The sequence below is a fragment of the Micromonospora sp. NPDC049060 genome, assembly GCF_040649055.1.
GTDB classification, from domain to species: domain Bacteria; phylum Actinomycetota; class Actinomycetes; order Mycobacteriales; family Micromonosporaceae; genus Micromonospora; species Micromonospora reichwaldensis.
The window spans coordinates 1-14,633 of the sequence record NZ_JBEZEV010000081.1; the positions used below are offsets into that span (position 1 = coordinate 1).

At 75.5% G+C, this 14,633-nt stretch carries 14 protein-coding genes; 6 read left to right on the top strand and 8 right to left on the bottom strand.

The genetic code is table 11. The features are described from left to right. Positions 1-278: 278 nt before the first annotated feature. Positions 279-1,697 (top strand): RtcB family protein, encoded by a 1,419-nt coding sequence (locus AB0B83_RS23935; protein ID WP_357580036.1) that lies wholly within the window; start codon positions 279-281, stop codon positions 1,695-1,697. Positions 1,698-1,732: 35 nt separating this feature from the next. On the opposite strand, the gene AB0B83_RS23940 is transcribed toward AB0B83_RS23935, so the two are convergent. Beyond that, positions 1,733-2,164: an archease gene (locus tag AB0B83_RS23940; RefSeq protein WP_357580037.1), complete on the bottom strand. Its 432-nt coding sequence runs from the start codon at positions 2,162-2,164 to the stop codon at positions 1,733-1,735. 113 nt (positions 2,165-2,277) lie between these two features. Next, positions 2,278-3,879 carry an LLM class flavin-dependent oxidoreductase gene (locus AB0B83_RS23945; protein WP_357580038.1) on the bottom strand — a complete coding sequence of 534 codons (1,602 nt, stop codon included), beginning with the start codon at positions 3,877-3,879 and terminating at the stop codon, positions 2,278-2,280. 164 nt (positions 3,880-4,043) lie between these two features. Between AB0B83_RS23945 and AB0B83_RS23950 the strand changes: the two genes are divergently transcribed. The 3 genes from AB0B83_RS23950 (at position 4,044) to ygiD (ending at position 5,922) form a co-directional block, all read left to right on the top strand. After that, the gene (locus tag AB0B83_RS23950) at positions 4,044-4,646 is read left to right on the top strand and encodes an MBL fold metallo-hydrolase (RefSeq protein WP_357580039.1); all 603 of its coding nucleotides are present in this window, start codon (positions 4,044-4,046) and stop codon (positions 4,644-4,646) included. 78 nt (positions 4,647-4,724) lie between these two features. Beyond that, a complete protein-coding gene (locus tag AB0B83_RS23955; protein ID WP_089000245.1) occupies positions 4,725-4,943 on the top strand; it encodes a hypothetical protein in 219 nt (72 codons plus the stop codon). Between the two features lie 109 nt (positions 4,944-5,052). Beyond that, on the top strand, positions 5,053-5,922 hold the full coding sequence (gene ygiD / locus AB0B83_RS23960; RefSeq protein ID WP_357580040.1) for a 4,5-DOPA dioxygenase extradiol: 870 nt from the start codon (positions 5,053-5,055) through the stop codon (positions 5,920-5,922). Between the two features lie 50 nt (positions 5,923-5,972). Here ygiD and AB0B83_RS23965 read toward each other — a convergent pair whose 3' ends face one another. Beyond that, positions 5,973-6,458 (bottom strand): SRPBCC family protein, encoded by a 486-nt coding sequence (locus AB0B83_RS23965; protein WP_357580041.1) that lies wholly within the window; start codon positions 6,456-6,458, stop codon positions 5,973-5,975. After that, entirely contained in the window at positions 6,455-6,763 is a 309-nt protein-coding gene (locus AB0B83_RS23970; RefSeq protein ID WP_199729471.1) for a metalloregulator ArsR/SmtB family transcription factor, read from the bottom strand. Before AB0B83_RS23970 ends, AB0B83_RS23965 begins: the two co-directional genes overlap by 4 nt. A 144-nt stretch (positions 6,764-6,907) precedes the next feature. Between AB0B83_RS23970 and AB0B83_RS23975 the strand changes: the two genes are divergently transcribed. Both AB0B83_RS23975 and AB0B83_RS23980 read left to right on the top strand, forming a co-directional pair. Continuing rightward, complete coding sequence (locus AB0B83_RS23975) at positions 6,908-7,219, top strand: hypothetical protein (protein WP_357580042.1); 312 nt, start codon at positions 6,908-6,910, stop codon at positions 7,217-7,219. Between the two features lie 206 nt (positions 7,220-7,425). Beyond that, entirely contained in the window at positions 7,426-8,454 is a 1,029-nt protein-coding gene (locus AB0B83_RS23980; RefSeq protein WP_357580043.1) for a PHB depolymerase family esterase, read from the top strand. Positions 8,455-8,488: 34 nt separating this feature from the next. Here AB0B83_RS23980 and AB0B83_RS23985 read toward each other — a convergent pair whose 3' ends face one another. The 4 genes from AB0B83_RS23985 to AB0B83_RS24000 are packed head-to-tail and all read right to left on the bottom strand — an operon-like array spanning position 8,489 to position 14,524. Next, positions 8,489-10,864 (bottom strand): tetratricopeptide repeat protein, encoded by a 2,376-nt coding sequence (locus tag AB0B83_RS23985; protein ID WP_357580044.1) that lies wholly within the window; start codon positions 10,862-10,864, stop codon positions 8,489-8,491. Next, positions 10,861-12,624, bottom strand: a complete 1,764-nt coding sequence (locus tag AB0B83_RS23990) for an ABC transporter permease subunit (RefSeq protein ID WP_357580045.1) — start codon at positions 12,622-12,624, stop codon at positions 10,861-10,863. The genes AB0B83_RS23985 and AB0B83_RS23990 overlap by 4 nt, the downstream gene beginning before the upstream one ends. Beyond that, positions 12,621-13,919, bottom strand: coding sequence for an extracellular solute-binding protein (locus AB0B83_RS23995; protein ID WP_357580046.1), 1,299 nt, complete (start codon positions 13,917-13,919; stop codon positions 12,621-12,623). The genes AB0B83_RS23990 and AB0B83_RS23995 overlap by 4 nt, the downstream gene beginning before the upstream one ends. Then, the gene (locus AB0B83_RS24000; RefSeq protein ID WP_357580047.1) at positions 13,916-14,524 is read right to left on the bottom strand and encodes an ATP-binding cassette domain-containing protein; all 609 of its coding nucleotides are present in this window, start codon (positions 14,522-14,524) and stop codon (positions 13,916-13,918) included. The genes AB0B83_RS23995 and AB0B83_RS24000 overlap by 4 nt, the downstream gene beginning before the upstream one ends. Between the last annotated feature and the right edge of the window lie 109 nt (positions 14,525-14,633).

Sequence of the window (14,633 nt, forward strand, 5' to 3'; positions counted from 1 at the left end):
CCCTCAACGCCCTGATCCTCGCCTACGGCGACCGGATCGCCATCTAAGAATCTCGATCACACCACAGGCTCAAACACGGAAATCGACACACTCCCATTAGCCTCGCCGAACTGTGCTTGGCGGGGCTGATCTGCCGTTCGACGGCGGTAGCTGACGGCAGTGTCAGGTGTCGTCTCGGCGTTGCTGCCCTTGTGCGCGGAAGACCGTGTGTGCCTCGTCGATTCCACCCAGCTTGGGGTGAGCAGGTGTAGTCGCGGACCGCCCGGGTAGCCGCCGGGATGGAGTTGGTCGAGGAGTCGCCGTACCGCTTCCGGATCGACCGGCACGACCCGATGCGGGTGCCGGGGGTGGTGTTCGCGTCCCGGTCCCTGCTGCCCGACGCCGGCGAGGACAGGTCGCTGGAGCAGGTCGCGAACGTCGCCACGCTGCCCGGCATCGTCGACGCCTCGTACGCCATGCCCGACGTGCACTGGGGCTACGGGTTCCCGATCGGCGGGGTGGCCGCCACCGACGTCGCGAACGGCGGCGTGGTCTCGCCCGGCGGGGTGGGCTTCGACATCTCCTGCGGCGTCCGGCTGCTCGCCGCCGACCTCGACCGCGACGGGCTGCGGCCCCGCCTCGACGCGCTGATGGACGGGCTGGGCGAGGCCACCCCGCGCGGCATGGGCAGGGGCGCGGTGTGGCACCTGTCGGATCGCGCGGAACTCGACGCGGTGCTGCGCGGCGGCTCCCGGTACGCGGTGGAGCGCGGCTTCGGCGTCGAGCGGGACCTGCACCGCTGCGAGGACGCCGGGGCCGTCGGCGACGCCGATCCGGCGCAGGTCAGCGAGCGGGCGATCGAGCGGGGCGCGCGCCAGGTCGGCAGCCTCGGCTCCGGCAACCACTTCCTGGAGGTGCAGGCCGTCGAGGAGGTGTACGACGACACCGCCGCCACCGCCTTCGGGCTGCGCCCCGGCCAGGTCTGCGTGATGATCCACTGCGGCTCCCGGGGGCTGGGTCACCAGATCTGCACCGACTACGTGCGGAAGATGGAGCAGGTGATGGCCCGCCACGGCATCGAGGTGCCGGACCGCCAGCTCGCCTGCGCCCCGGTCTCCTCCGCCGAGGGCCGCGCCTACCTGGGCGCGATGGCCGCCGCCGCCAACTACGCCCGGGCGAACCGGCAACTGCTGGCGGACGCCGCCCGGAAGGTCTTCGCCCGGGTCACCGGCAGCCGGCTCGACCTGGTCTACGACATCTCGCACAACCTCGCGAAGATCGAGACGCACGGCGTCGACGGCGAGCGCCGCGCGCTGTGCGTGCATCGCAAGGGGGCCACCCGCGCGCTGCCGCCCGGCCACGACGACCTGCCCGACGACCTGCGGGACGTGGGCCAGCCGGTGCTGATCCCCGGCTCCATGGGCACCGGCTCGTACGTGCTCACCGGCGTGCCGGGGGCGCCGGCCTTCGCGTCCACCTGCCACGGGGCCGGCCGGGTGCAGAGCCGCAAGCAGGCCGTGCGGTCGGAGCGCGGGCTGGACCCGCGTGCCCAGTTGGAGGCGCGGGACATCGCGGTTCGCGGGGCGTCCCGGCGCGGCCTGGCCGAGGAGATGCCGGCGGCGTACAAGGATGTCTCGGCGGTGGTGGCCGCCGCCGAGGGCGCCGGGCTGTGCCGCAAGGTGGCCCGGCTGGTCCCGCTCGGCGTGGTCAAGGGCTGAGCGGGCGGCGCGGGGTGGGGGCCGGGCGCGGGGGCTCACACGTCCAGCGTCACCGCGCAGCACCAGCCCTCGCCGTCGGGGCCGAAGCGCAGCCCGTGCAGGGAGACGGCCTTCGGCACGGCGCCGACCAGCTCGACGGCGTCGGTGTCCGCCGTGCGCCAGCGCACCACCAGGCCGCCGGCGCCGTCGTCGGCCACGTCGGTGCGCAGCGGCAGCTCACCCGCCGTCTCGATCCGGAAGATCACCTCGTCGAGTACGCCCACCAGCAGGTCCGCGTCGTCGTCACCGGCCGGCGCGCGGAACTCCCGCTGCGGGCCCGGGGGCGCCCCGGCGGGATCGACGAACGTCCCGACCAGCGCGGCGACCGCCTCGGCGACGCACTCCTCCCGGCTCGGCGCCCACGCCTCGATGCGGACGTCGGCGGTGTGCGGCAGGCGGCGGTGCCCCCGCCCGGATGGTCGCGGCATGCCCCGATCCTCCGGCACACCGCGCGACGGCGGGCTCGGTTCCGGTCCGTCGGCACGCCGCGCGACGGCGGAGTTCAGTTCCGGTCCGTCGGTACGCCGCGCGACGGCGGGGTTCAGTTCAGGCCGAGCCGGGCGATGGGCTCGACGAGTTCGCGTTCCTCGTAGGCGAGGTGGGACAGCAGGGTGTCGCTGAGCAGGTCGACCGCCGCGCGCAGCTCGGCCATCCCGTCGGCGACGGAGACGAACGCGACAAGCGCCCGGTCGACGCGTTCCAGCACGTCGTGGATGGCGTGGTGCTCCTGCTCCAGCCGGTCCAGCACCGGGGCGAGGCGGGCGTCGCCCCGGCGCAGGTGCGGGAAGATCCCCCGGTCCTCCAGCGTGTGGTGGGTGGTGACGACCCGGCAGTACGACTCGCAGTACGTGCCCAGGGTCCACTTGTTCTGCCGGATGGTCATGGTGTTGATGTGGGAGCGGGCCGTGCCCGCGTCGACCAGCCCGGCCCCCACCTGCTCCACGAGGTCGTACAGCCGGGTCAGCTCGGCGCGCAGCCCGTCGTGCACGTCGATGAGGTGCTGCGCGCCGGCCTGGTCGTGCGGCGGGTAGGTGCGCGCCGGGTCGGGCGCGGGGCCGGTGGGGCGGGTGGCCTCGTCCCAGACCCGGATCGCGCTGCGGCGCACGCCGTCGTCGGGCGTCGGGACGACGACGAAGGATCCCGCGCCGGCGGGCGGGCGGGGAGCGGGCGACGGCTGCGCCCCGGCGCCCCCGGGTGTCGCCCGCGCCTCGTCGGCTTCGGGCTCCGCCGGGGTCACGGCGGCAGCGGCGCCGGCCGCGCGCTCGCCGGCCACGAGTTCGCGTACGGCGGGGGCGACCTCGGCGGCGAAGCGTCGCAGGTCCTCCGGGTCGTCGCTGCCCAGGATGAAGGTGCTGATCCCGTCGCTGAGCGCGAGGTCGGCCAGTTCCTCGGCCCACTGCTCGGCGGGGCCGTCCAGCGGTCCCCGGCCGACGGTGGCGAAGCGGCCGGTGACGTTGAGCAGGCGGCGCACGTCGGCCGGATCGCGGCCGGCCTCCCGTGCGGCGTCGTCGATGATCGTGTTGCCCCTGCCCAGGTCGCCGGGCTGCAGGTAGCCCAGCGACGGCAGCCACCCGTCGGCCCGGCTCCCGGTCAGCGCCAGCATCCGCGGCTTGTACGCGCCGAGCCAGATGCCCACGTCGTGGGCGGGCGCGGGGCCCCGCTTCGCGCCCATTACCCGGTGGAACTCGCCGTCGACCCGGACGCCGCCGCGCGCCTCGACGTCCCAGACCTGGCGGATGACGTCGATGGCCTCGGTCAGGGCCCGGACGCCCTGCCCGGGGGAGAGCCGCTGCCCGCCCATCGCCTCGATGGCATCCCAGAACGCGCCGGCGCCCAGGCCGAGCTCCACCCGGCCACCGCTGAGCAGGTCGAGACTCGCCACGCTGCGGGCCAGGACAGCCGGCGGGCGCAGCGGCAGGTTCGTCACGTTGGCGGCCAGCCGCACCGTGCCGGTCCGGGCCGCCACGAAGCTCATCAGCGTCCACGTGTCGAGGAACGCGGGCTGGTACGGGTGGTCCTGGAAGGTGACCAGGTCGAACCCGACCTGCTCGGCCAGCACGGCGAGGCCCACCACCCGCCCGGGCTCGGCGTTGCCGGGCGTCAGGAACGCCCCGAAGGCCAGCGGGTGGCCGTAGTCGCCCATCTCGGTACTCCCTTCCGCCCCGCAGCCTCTCACGCGGCCCGGGACGGTCTCCGGGCCGTCCGGCGAAACCGGCCGGGAAGGCGGGCCGGCGCCACCCTCCGGCACGGCCCCGTGCCGCCCGCCGCCGGGCAGACGGGGCGCTACCACCGGCGTACGGTCGCCGGATGCGGATCACGAAGTTCACCCACTCCTGTGTCCGGCTGGAGCACGACGGCGGCGTGCTGGTCATCGACCCCGGCACCTGGAGCGAGCCGCGGGCCCTGGCCGGCGCGGACGCCGTGCTGGTCACCCACGAGCACACCGACCACGTCGACGTGCTCCGGTTGGCGGGTCTCGGCGTGCCGGTCTTCGCCCCGCAGGGCGCCGTCCTGCCCGACCTGGCGCCGCTGCCCGTGACCAGGGTCGGCGCCGGCGAGCGGTTCACCGCCGCCGGCCTCACCGTGACCGCGCTCGGCGGTCGGCACGCCACCATCCACGGTGGCCAGCCCGACTGCGCCAACCTGGGCTACCTCGTCGACGACGCGGTCTACCACCCGGGCGACTCGCTGCACCGGCCGGACCGGCCGGTCGAGACGCTGCTGGTCCCGGCGCAGGCCTCCTGGCTGAAGCTCACCGAGGCGATCGAGTTCGCCGGTGCCGTCGGGGCCGAGCGGGTGTTCCCGATCCACGACGCCCAGCTCAACGAGCGCGGCCTGACCAGCGTGAACGGCTGGTTCGCCGAGACGGTGCCCGGCTACCGTCACCTGGCGCCGGGGGAGTCCGCCTGACCGGGCGACCCCGCCCGGCGGCGATCTCCACCGCCACCGGCCGTGACGTCTGCGGACCAACTGCTATACGGTCGCTGGGTGAGGGTCGAAGAACACTGGTGGAACGGTGACACGTCGCAACGCGGGCGTCGGGACGTGTACATCCGCACCGATGGGCAGCGTTGGGACGTGCAGGTACGAATCGGCGGCGAGTCCGGCCGCTCCCGGGTGCAGGAATGCCCTGGCCGGACGTCCGCGGTCATCCTCGCCGGTGCATGGCGTGGCAATCACCCCGCCTGGCGCGAGGTGTCCGACTGACGGCGAACGCCGGCCGCGACCGGTGACAACCGGTCGCGGCCGGCGTTGACCGGGCCGCTCCCCGCGACAGCGGTTACGCTCGCCTCACCGTGAGCCCGGGGGGAGCAGCATGAGCAACGAGACCGTCCCGGCGGTGATGCCGGCCGCGTTCATCGGCCACGGCAGCCCGATGAACGCGCTGGAACTCAACCGCTACACGCAGGCGTGGCGCGCCTTCGGGCGGGCGGTCCCGCGGCCCCGGGCGATCCTGGTCGTGTCGGCCCACTGGTACATCGGCGCCACCGCCGTCACCGCGATGCCCCGGCCGAGGACGATCCACGACTTCTACGGCTTCCCGCCGGAGCTGTTCGACGTCAGCTACCCGGCGCCCGGCCTGCCGGAGCTGGCGGAGGAGATCGCCGACGTGGTCCACCCCACCTGGGTCGGGGCGGACGTCGACTCGTGGGGGATCGACCACGGCACCTGGTCGGTGCTCACCCACGCGTTTCCCGACGCGGACGTCCCGGTCGTCCAGTTGAGCATCAACGCGTTCAAGAGCCTGGACTACCACCTGGACCTGGGCGCGCGGCTCGCCCCGTTGCGCGAGCGCGGGGTGCTCGTCGTGACCAGCGGCAACGTGGTGCACAACCTGCGGGGGGTGGACCCGCGCATGGTCGACGAGGGCTTCGACTGGGCGCAGCGGTTCGACGAGGCGGCGAAGGACGTCATGCTCGGCGAGCCGACCGAGGCGGCCGCGCTGGACGCCCACCGCGACTTCGGCCGGGCCGTACCGACGCCGGACCACTTCATCCCGCTGCTCTACCTCGCCGGCCTGGCCGGCGCCGCCGGCAACGGCGCGGAGGTGCTGGTGGACGGTTACGCGTACGGGTCGCTGTCGATGACCGCCTACACCGTGGGGTCGTCCTGCCGCACGGAGGCCCCGCTGGCCGGCGCTCCCGCCCTGCCGGCCGACGTGCCGGCCGACTCCGCCAACATCTGACGGCCACCGTCGCCGTGGGCCACCGCCTGGCGGCCCCTGCGCTCCGCCGGTCAGAGGCCCTTGACGACCTCGACCAGCTGGTCCAGCGCGGCGCTCCAGCCCTCGGCGAAGCCCATCTCCTCGTGCGACTTCTTCGCCGCGGCGTCGGCGTGGATCGCCGTGGCCGTGTACTTCGTGCCGTTGCCGGTGGGCTCGAGCTTGATGATCGCGGTGAACGGGAAATCGTCGCTGGCCACCTGTGGGCGGAAGCCGGGGCCCAGCCCCGACGTGAAGATCAGCGTCGAGCCCTCCTCGACGACCAGGATGCAGCCGGTGCTCGGGTACTCCTCGCCCTCGGGCGAGCGCATCACCGTGTTGAACCTGCCGCCGGGCTGGAGGTCGATCTCGCAGGACGAGGTCGACCAGGGTCGCGGGGCGAACCACTGCACGATCAGCTCGGGCGTGGTCCAGGCCTTCCAGATCAGCTCGGGGGCGACGTCGACAGTGCGCTCCAGGACGAGGTCGAGATTCGGGTTCACGCTCGGGTAGGTGGTCATGTCTGCTGCTCCTTCAGGTCATGGAGAAACGAGTCGAGCTGGTCGAGGCGCCGGGACCATGTCGCGCGCTGACCGGCGAGCCAGGTGTCGACGTGCTCGAGCGGCTGGGGGGCGAGCCGGTAGGTCCGCACGCGCCCCTTCTTCTCCGACGTCACCAGGCCGGAGCGCTCGAGGACGCCCAGGTGCTGGGTGAACGACGGCAGTGCCATGTCAAACGGACGAGCGAGCTCGCTGGTTGTCGCGGGCCCCCGGCCGAGCAGCTCGACGACCCGGCGGCGGGTCGGGTCCGACAGCGCGTGGAACACGCCGTCCAGGCTCCCGTCGTCGCTTCCGGCTCCGCCGCCCGATTGCTTAGGCATGCACCTGACTATGCCCGCGTCGAACACTTAGGTCAAGCCCTAAGTAAAAGCGTCTGGTCCCGATCCGTCAGGGTCGGTCATGCTGAGGGCATGACCGACGTCGGCGCCCCGGAACCGCTCACCCTCAACGTCTACTGCCGGCTCACGGTGGCCGTGACCGATCCGCAGGTGCTCACCGACCACGCGGTGGCCGACCTGCGGGCGGCGGCCATCGACTGGGCGGCGGAGGAGGACGACCTCGAGACGGCGGTGGCGGACCTGCGCAACGACGTCGTGGTGTCGCTGGCGTCGCTCGTGGACATCAGCCGCATGGTCGAGGGGCTGCCGGGGGTGGAGGCGAAGGGCGGGCTGTGCTGGGCCGAGCCCGGCCCGCCCCGCGACGCCGTGTGGCGCGCCGAGTGAGGGTCGCCGCTGGCGACCCCGCGCGTAGCGGGCCGCAGCCGGGCGGTGGCACCACCTGAGCGCCGGGCGGGGCGGCCCCTGTGTCGGTCTCGGACATGCCGGCGTCACCCGAGGTGTCGGCGGCACTCATGTCCACTGTGCACTGCGTCACGCTAGCGTCTGCGCACGCCGGCACCACCGCCGCCGCTCCCGGACAGGAGAGCGCCATGACCACACCGCTGAAGGCCGCCGCCCTCGTCACCGCCCTGCTGCTCGTCCTCACGACCGCGGCCCCCGCCCAGGCCGCTACCCCGGCCACCAAGGCCCCGGTCGCCGGGACCCTACGCCCCCACAACGTCTCCGGCGTGTACGTCGCCGGCGTCTCCTCCGGTGGCTACATGGCCACCCAGCTGCACGTCGCCTACTCGTCGCGGATCCGGGGCGCGGCGGTCTTCGCCGCGGGGCCGTACTACTGCGCGCAGAACAACGTCGCCCAGGCGCTCGGCGGCTGCGGCGACAACGCGTACCCCACGAACGTGTCGGCCCTCCAGGCGTACACCCGGACGTGGGCCTCCTACGGCTGGGTCGACCCGGTGGGCAACCTGTCCGGCGATCCCGTGTACGTCTTCCACGGCACCAACGACACCGTCGTCGAGAAGTCCGTCACCGACGACCTGGTCCGGTACTACCAGCACTTCGGTGCCAGCGTGCAGTACGACAGCGGCTCCCCGGCCGGCCACGCCTGGGTCACCCCGTACGGGACCCTGGGGTGCACCGTCACCGCCTCGCCGTTCCTCGACGACTGCGGCACCGACCCGCAGAGCGCCCTGCTGGGCAAGCTCCTCGGCAGCGTGCGGGCGCCGAACACCGGCCCGCTGGGCGGCAGCCTGATCCGGTTCAGCCAGCACACGTACGCCGTCAACGGCTGGGCTCCCGGGCTGAGCATGGGCGCCGACGGTTTCGCCTACGTGCCGGCGTCCTGTGCCGCCGGGCAGTCGTGCCGGCTGCTCGTCGCCCTGCACGGCTGCCTGCAGGGCCACGGCGCGGTCGGCACCGCCTTCGTGGACCGGGCGAACCTCAACCAGTACGCCGACACCAACAACCTGATCGTGCTCTATCCGCAGGCCGACACCGCCGCCGCGAACCCGAACGGCTGCTGGGACTGGTGGGGCTACCTGGGCGCGACCAACTACCCGATCAAGGGCGGCGCCCAACTGGAGACGATCATGAACATGGTGCGCCGGCTGGACGGCTGAGCCGCGCGGGCGGGGCCCTCGGCGCGGGCCCCGCTCAGGCCGGCGCGTCGCTGCCCACCAGGCGGGCGTCGGCCGCCGCCTGACCGTCGACGTCCCCCGCCTCCTCGCACACGCCCGCCGCGTCCGCCCAGTGCCGCCGGGCCTCGTCGGCGTCGTCGAGGGCCGCCGCCGCGTCGCCCAGGTGCAGCAGGGTCCGCCCCAGGCCGGCCGTCGGCCGCCCGTCGCGCAGCCGCAGGCTCTCCGCCAGCAACTCGTACGCCTGCCGTGCCTGGGCCGGCGTGGTGGACAACAGCGCGGCACCCGCGTTGAGCAGCGCGGCGGCCCGGTTGGTCGGATCGGCCACGGACTCGTACTCGCGCAGCGCCGCCCGCCACGACTGCGCCGCGTCGAGGTGCTCGCCGAGCCCCGCGTGCACCAGCACCAGGTTCGTCAGCGCCGCCGCGTAGCCCCGGGCGTCGCCGAGCGCGCGGAAGGCGTTCGCCGCGCGGACCAGGTGGCGGTGTGCGACCTCCAGCTCCCCCCGGGACAGCCGGGCGGCGCCCAGGCCCAGATCGGTCAGCGCGTGCCCGGCCCGGTCCGCCGCCGAGCGGTGCCGCCGTGACAGCTCCAGGTGCTCCACCGCGTCGTCGAACTGCCCCATGTCCAGCAGGACCAGGCCCAGGTTCATCCGCGCCTGCGCGGTGCCGCGCCGGCCCCGCTCCGCCACCGCGAGGCTGAGCGCCGTCGCCGCTGCCTGCGGGTCGCCCCGGCGGCGGCGCAGCACCCCCAGCTCGTTGTGCGCCCAGCCGGCGATCTCCGGCCGGTCGTCGGCCGTGGGCGTGGCGAGCACCGTGCGGCACACCTCCGCCCACTCGTCGAGGCGCTCGGCGTGGGCGAGCCAGCCGCACAGCGCCACCGCCAGGCGGAACCACCAGCGGCGGACCCGGCGCGGCAGGGTCTCCGCCGCGCCCGCCGGCACCCTGACCACGGCCAGCAGCAGTTCCTGGTGCAGGTCGAACCAGCCGTACGGGTCGTCGTCCAGCGCCAGCGTCGGCTCCCGGTCCGGCGGCGAGCCGACCACGGCGAGGCTCGCGGCGTGCCGCTCGGCCCGTCGGGCCAGGTGCCGGGTGAGCCGGGCCTGCGCGGCGACCCGCCGCCGCGCCGGCTCCGCGTCGCGCAGGTGCATCCGGGCGTAGGGGGCCAGCAGCGGGCGCACCTCGTAGCGGTCACCGGGCGCGCCGGTGACGAACCCGCCGGCGGCCAGCTCGTGCAGCAGGGCGGCCACCCGGTCCGGGCGGCGGCCGGCCAGGGCCCCGATCGTCGGCCGGTCCAGCGGCACCGGGCTGAGCGACATCAGCCGCCACAACCGTCCCGCCTCGCCCCCCAGCGCGTGGTACGCGGTGTCCCGCGCGGTCACCAGCAGGGTCGCCGGGGAGGCGGCGACGTGCTGGTGCGGGGGAGTGTCGACGGCGCGGCGCAGCGCGTCGAGCACGTCGCCGTGCCGCCACCCGTGCTGGGCCGTACGCCTGCCGAGTTCCGCGACCGTGCGGGGCTGCCGCCCGCAGAGTTCGACGAGGTCGCGTACCGCCGGGTCGGTGCGCGGGTCCGGGCGGTGCGGCCGGGCGACGGGTGCGGCGGCGCCGGCGGCGGCGAACAGCTCGACGGCGTCGTCGGCGTCCGGCTCGGCGAGCCCGTGCGCCACCACCCCGTCCACCGCGGCCAGCGCTCCCGTGCCGGCCAGCAGCAGGCGGCACGTCCGCGCGGTGGGCGGCAGCAGCGGTCGGACCTGGGCCGGGTCGTCCACGTTGTCCAGCACCACGAGGGTCGCCCGGCCATCGAGCTGGCCGCTCAGCTCGTCGACGGCGTCGGCGAGGTCGTCGGCGCGCCCCGACGCCGGCGGCCGGGTGCCGAGGATCCGGGCCAGCGCGGTCAGCACCTGCCGGGCGTCGTGCCGCCGGCCGCCCCGGCGCAGGTCCAGGTAGTACTGGCCGTCCGGGAAGTCGTCCCGGCACAGGTTGGCGGCCTGGATGGCGCAGGCCGACGTGCCGACGGCCCGCCGGCCGACCACCGCGACCGCGTGCTCCTTCTCCAACAGGTCGATGATCGCGTCGACGTGCCCGGCCCGCCCGGTGAACCCGGCCGGCCACGGCAGGGTGGGCGCGCCGGCGACGGGCGGCGGCTCGGTGTCGTCCGGCGTCGCGGCCTGCTGCCCCTGGCGGCGCCATTCCACGATCATCGCGGCGGCGAGGCCGAGCACGATCACCCCGGCGCTCGCCGAGCCGAGCTGGGCGACGGACAGCTCGGAGAGCAGGTTGCCGGTGACGTTGCCGAGCACCGCGCTGACCGTGCCGCCGACCACGCCGCCGATCGCGAGCAGCAGGCTCAGCCGCCGGGGCCGCCGCGAGCGGCGGGCCGGTCTCGGCCCCGTCACCGCACGCCCCCGGCGACCAGGCCGGCGACGAGCTGGCGGCGGGCCAGCACCACGAGCAGCACCGGCAGGACGGAGGCGATGACCGAGCCGGCGGCGAGCGCCCCGCTGTTGGCCGCGAAGCCCCGGGTCTGGCCGGCGAGGAACAGCCCCAGCGGCAGCGCGCCCGGACCGCTGAACAGCAGGCCCACCACCAGGTCGTTCCACACCTGGACGAACTCCAGCACCGCGACCGCCACCACGGCCGGGCGGTTGTGCCGGGCGAGCAGCCGCAGGGTGCCCCACCAGTGCCGCCCGCCCACCCGGGCCGCCCGCACCTGCTCGGCGGGCAGGTCCGCGAACGCGTTGCGCAGCACCAGCACGGCGAACGGTACGCCCAGCGCGACGTGCACCAGCGCCAGGCCACGCGCCGTGCCCGAGGAGAGCACCACGCCGAGCACCTCGTTGACCGGCCCGGCGATCACCTGCACCGGCACGATGCTGGCGGCCATCAGCAGCAGCCCGGTGGCCTGGGCGGGTGGCCCGGTCAGCCAGGCCAGCGGGTACGCGGCGAGCAGCGCGACGCCCAGCACCACGGCGGTGACCACGGTCGCCAGCACCAACGTGAAGCCCAGCGTGCGCCACAGCTCGGCGCCGGTCAGCAGGTCCCGGTAGGAGTCGAGGCCGGGCGGGCTCCACCACCAGCCCCGGGCCGCCGCGTCCACCGTCCCGTGCAGCGAGGTGGCGAGCAGCACCCCGAGCGGCACCAGCCAGGCGACCGCCGCGCCTGCCACCAGCAGCCGGGTCGTCCGGCGTGGCGCGGGCACCACCGGTTCGGGTGCGACGGGCACCGGGTCCCGGGGCGGCGGCCACGCCTGCCGCACGAACAGCGCGGCGACCAGCATCCCGGCGGCCACCGCCACCAGCCACACCACGCCGAGCGCGGCGCCCTCGCCGGTGGTGGCGCCGTTGGAGGTCTGCCAGACCCGCAGCGCGAGCACCGACGCCTCGTCGCGTACCGAGCCGGGCGTCATCACCAGGATCAGGTCGAACGTCCGGGCGGTGCCGAGCGCCGCCAGGGTGAACACCACCGCCACGGTGCGCAGCAGCAGTGGCCGCCACTGCGCGTCCCAGAGCACGTCGCGGCGGTTGCCGCCGTAGGCGCGTACCGCGTCGGCGAGGCTGGGCGGCACCGCGTCGAGGGCGGCCCGGAACACCAGCACGGCCAGCCCGACCCACGCCCACACGAACGCCGACATCAGCGCCACCGTGACCAGGCCGGGGCCGAGCAGTTGCGGGGCGTCGGCCGCCGGCCGGCCGGTCAGCGTCGCCGCGACCAGCGTGGCCAGCCCGCGCTCCGGGTCCGGGTCGTACATCAGCCGGAAGGTGACCCCGGTGACCACCAGCGGCAGGGCGGTGGGCACCACCAGGATGAGGCGGACCAGCCCGCCCTCCTGCGAGCGGCGCGAGGCGGCGGCGAGCAGGTAGCCCAGGACGGTGACCACCGCCGGCACCAGCAGCGCCCAGAGCAGCGTGCGTCCCACCACGGCGCCGGTGCCGGGCGCGGCCAGCGCGGTGCGGAAGTGCTCCGCGCCCACCCACCGGCCGTCGGTGGTGACGCTGGCGTGCAGCGTACGCAGCACCGGCCACGCCACCAGCCCGCCGAGCAGCAGCAGGGCGGGCAGCAGCAGCGCCGAGGTGGCCCCCGCCGCCGGGTAGGCCCGCCCGCGCCGGGGCGGCCCGACGTCGTCGAGGACCGCCAGCTCGCCCAGGACCCGGCTCATCGGCCGCCGCCCGCCGACCGGGCCGCCGCCGCCAGTTGCCCGACGGCCCGGCGGGTCGCCCTGCCGGCGGGGACCCCGTCGGTGACGTCGGCGAAGAAGTCCTGCATGATCCGCCAGATGCCCACCCCGTCGGAGCCGGTGAACGGGCCCGGCAGCCGGTCGGAGAGGTCGAAGCGCACCGCCTCGGCCGTGCGGAGCTCGGCGGCGAGGCGGCGGCGGACGGGGTCGCGGTAGTCGTCCAGCGGCACGGACACGTTGGGGGAGAGGTAGCCGCCGGCGCGCAGCCACGGCTGGAAGGCGGAGCCGCCGCTGAGCCAGCGCACCAGCTCCGCCCCACGGGCCGAACCGGCGAACGCCACGGCGGCGTCACCGCCGACGATCAGCGGGCTGTCGGCCACCCGGGCGCCCGGGAAGCGGAAGGTCTCCGGCTGCTCCGGGCCCCGGCGGAACCGGCGGCTGACGTCGTCGACGAAGTCGGCTTCGAAGAGCATCGTCGCCCGCCGGTGGTGCACCACCTGGATCACCGATTCCTCGTACTGGGTGAGCAGGGCCCGGCGACCGCCGCCGGGGAACGCGCCGTCGACGCCCCACAGCTCGGCGAGCCGGTCCAGCGCCGTGTGCACCGACGGGCTCCGCCAGTCGGCCTCGCCGCGCGCCAGCGCCTCGTAGTGGCCGGGCGGGGCCACGTCGGCGAGCACGTTCTCGAACCAGTCGGTGAGCACCCACCCGTCGGCGGCGCCGACGGCCAGCGGCGCCGGGCCGTCGCCCGACCGGGCCCGCGCGCCGAGCCGCCGGGTGAGCGTCACGAGCTGGTCCCAGGTGCGCGGCGGCGCGGGGAGCATCGACGGGAAGTACCAGAACAGCGACTTGTGGGCCGCCTTGACCCAGACGCCGTAGCGGCGCCCGTCGGCGGAGAGCAGGTCGGCCATGCCGGGCGGGAGGGCGTAGCTGGTGGCGGGGGTCAGCTCGCGCAGCCAGCCGCGCCGGGCGTACTCGACGACCAGCCCCGACCGGGGCAGGATCGCCACGTCGGGGCTGGTGCCGGCCAGTTGGCGGGCGCGCAGGAACGCGTCGATGTCGTTGCCGGCGCTGATCACCTGCACGTCGGCGCCGTAGTTGCCCACGACCTCGCGGAAACGGGCCAGCTCGCCGCCGCTCCACACGACCGCGACCTGGACCGCCGGCGGCGTGGCGGCGCAGCCCGCGCCGGCGGTCGCGGTGAGCGCGGCGGTGGCCCGCAGCAAAGCACGGCGGCTCAGGCGCGCCACCGGCGCGGCCCGGCCCGCCGGCGTCACCGGCCCACCTCGGCGACGACCGGCACGTCGGCCAGCGAGCCCGGGTCGGCCGTGCACACCAGCACCGCCACCCCCGGGGTGTTCGCCGGGGAGAGCCTTCCGACCAGGTCGGTCAGCCGCCCACCGCCGGCCGGTCCGGTCGGCAGGTCGACCACCAGCACCTCGGGCAGGCAGGCCACCGCCCGGGCGAGCGCCACCCGGAACCGCTGCGCCTCCGACAGCAGGTGCGGTCGCAGCTCCAGCGTCGGGGCCAGCTCCAGCCGGTCGACCACCTTCGCCGTCCACGCGTCGGCCATCTCCCGCACCCGTTCCCGCCGGCGCTGGCCGTAGGCGATGTTGCGGCGCACGGTCAGGTGGGGCAGCAGCGCGCCGCCGGCCGGCACGTAGGCGATGCGGCGCTGCGGCGGCGGCAGGGCGGTCACCTCCCGGTCGCCGACCAGGACCCGGCCGGCGACCGGCGCGGCCAGCCCGCTCACCACCCGGGCGACGGCGGTGCCGATCGGCGGGGCGGCGACCAGGGCGGCCGTGGCGCCGGCGGCGACGTCGAGGGTCACCGCGGCGGCACCGGGCACGGCGACGAGCTCGCACAGTCGTAACGTGGCCATCACCTCCGGTGACCCGGGCAGTCGATCCCAGGGTCGCACAATCCGGCGACGATCGGCGCCCCGTCACCGTCCCCTGTGGAGTGCCCCGGGACCGGCCGCGCCGCCCACC

Coding starts and splice junctions, on each gene's coding strand:
- AB0B83_RS23935 (WP_357580036.1), top strand. CDS start 279: ATGGAGTTGGTCGAGGAGTCGCCGTACCGCTTCCGGATCGACCGGCAC.
- AB0B83_RS23940 (WP_357580037.1), bottom strand. CDS start 2,164: ATGCCGCGACCATCCGGGCGGGGGCACCGCCGCCTGCCGCACACCGCC.
- AB0B83_RS23945 (WP_357580038.1), bottom strand. CDS start 3,879: ATGGGCGACTACGGCCACCCGCTGGCCTTCGGGGCGTTCCTGACGCCC.
- AB0B83_RS23950 (WP_357580039.1), top strand. CDS start 4,044: ATGCGGATCACGAAGTTCACCCACTCCTGTGTCCGGCTGGAGCACGAC.
- ygiD (WP_357580040.1), top strand. CDS start 5,053: ATGAGCAACGAGACCGTCCCGGCGGTGATGCCGGCCGCGTTCATCGGC.
- AB0B83_RS23965 (WP_357580041.1), bottom strand. CDS start 6,458: ATGACCACCTACCCGAGCGTGAACCCGAATCTCGACCTCGTCCTGGAG.
- AB0B83_RS23975 (WP_357580042.1), top strand. CDS start 6,908: ATGACCGACGTCGGCGCCCCGGAACCGCTCACCCTCAACGTCTACTGC.
- AB0B83_RS23980 (WP_357580043.1), top strand. CDS start 7,426: ATGACCACACCGCTGAAGGCCGCCGCCCTCGTCACCGCCCTGCTGCTC.
- AB0B83_RS23990 (WP_357580045.1), bottom strand. CDS start 12,624: ATGAGCCGGGTCCTGGGCGAGCTGGCGGTCCTCGACGACGTCGGGCCG.
- AB0B83_RS24000 (WP_357580047.1), bottom strand. CDS start 14,524: ATGGCCACGTTACGACTGTGCGAGCTCGTCGCCGTGCCCGGTGCCGCC.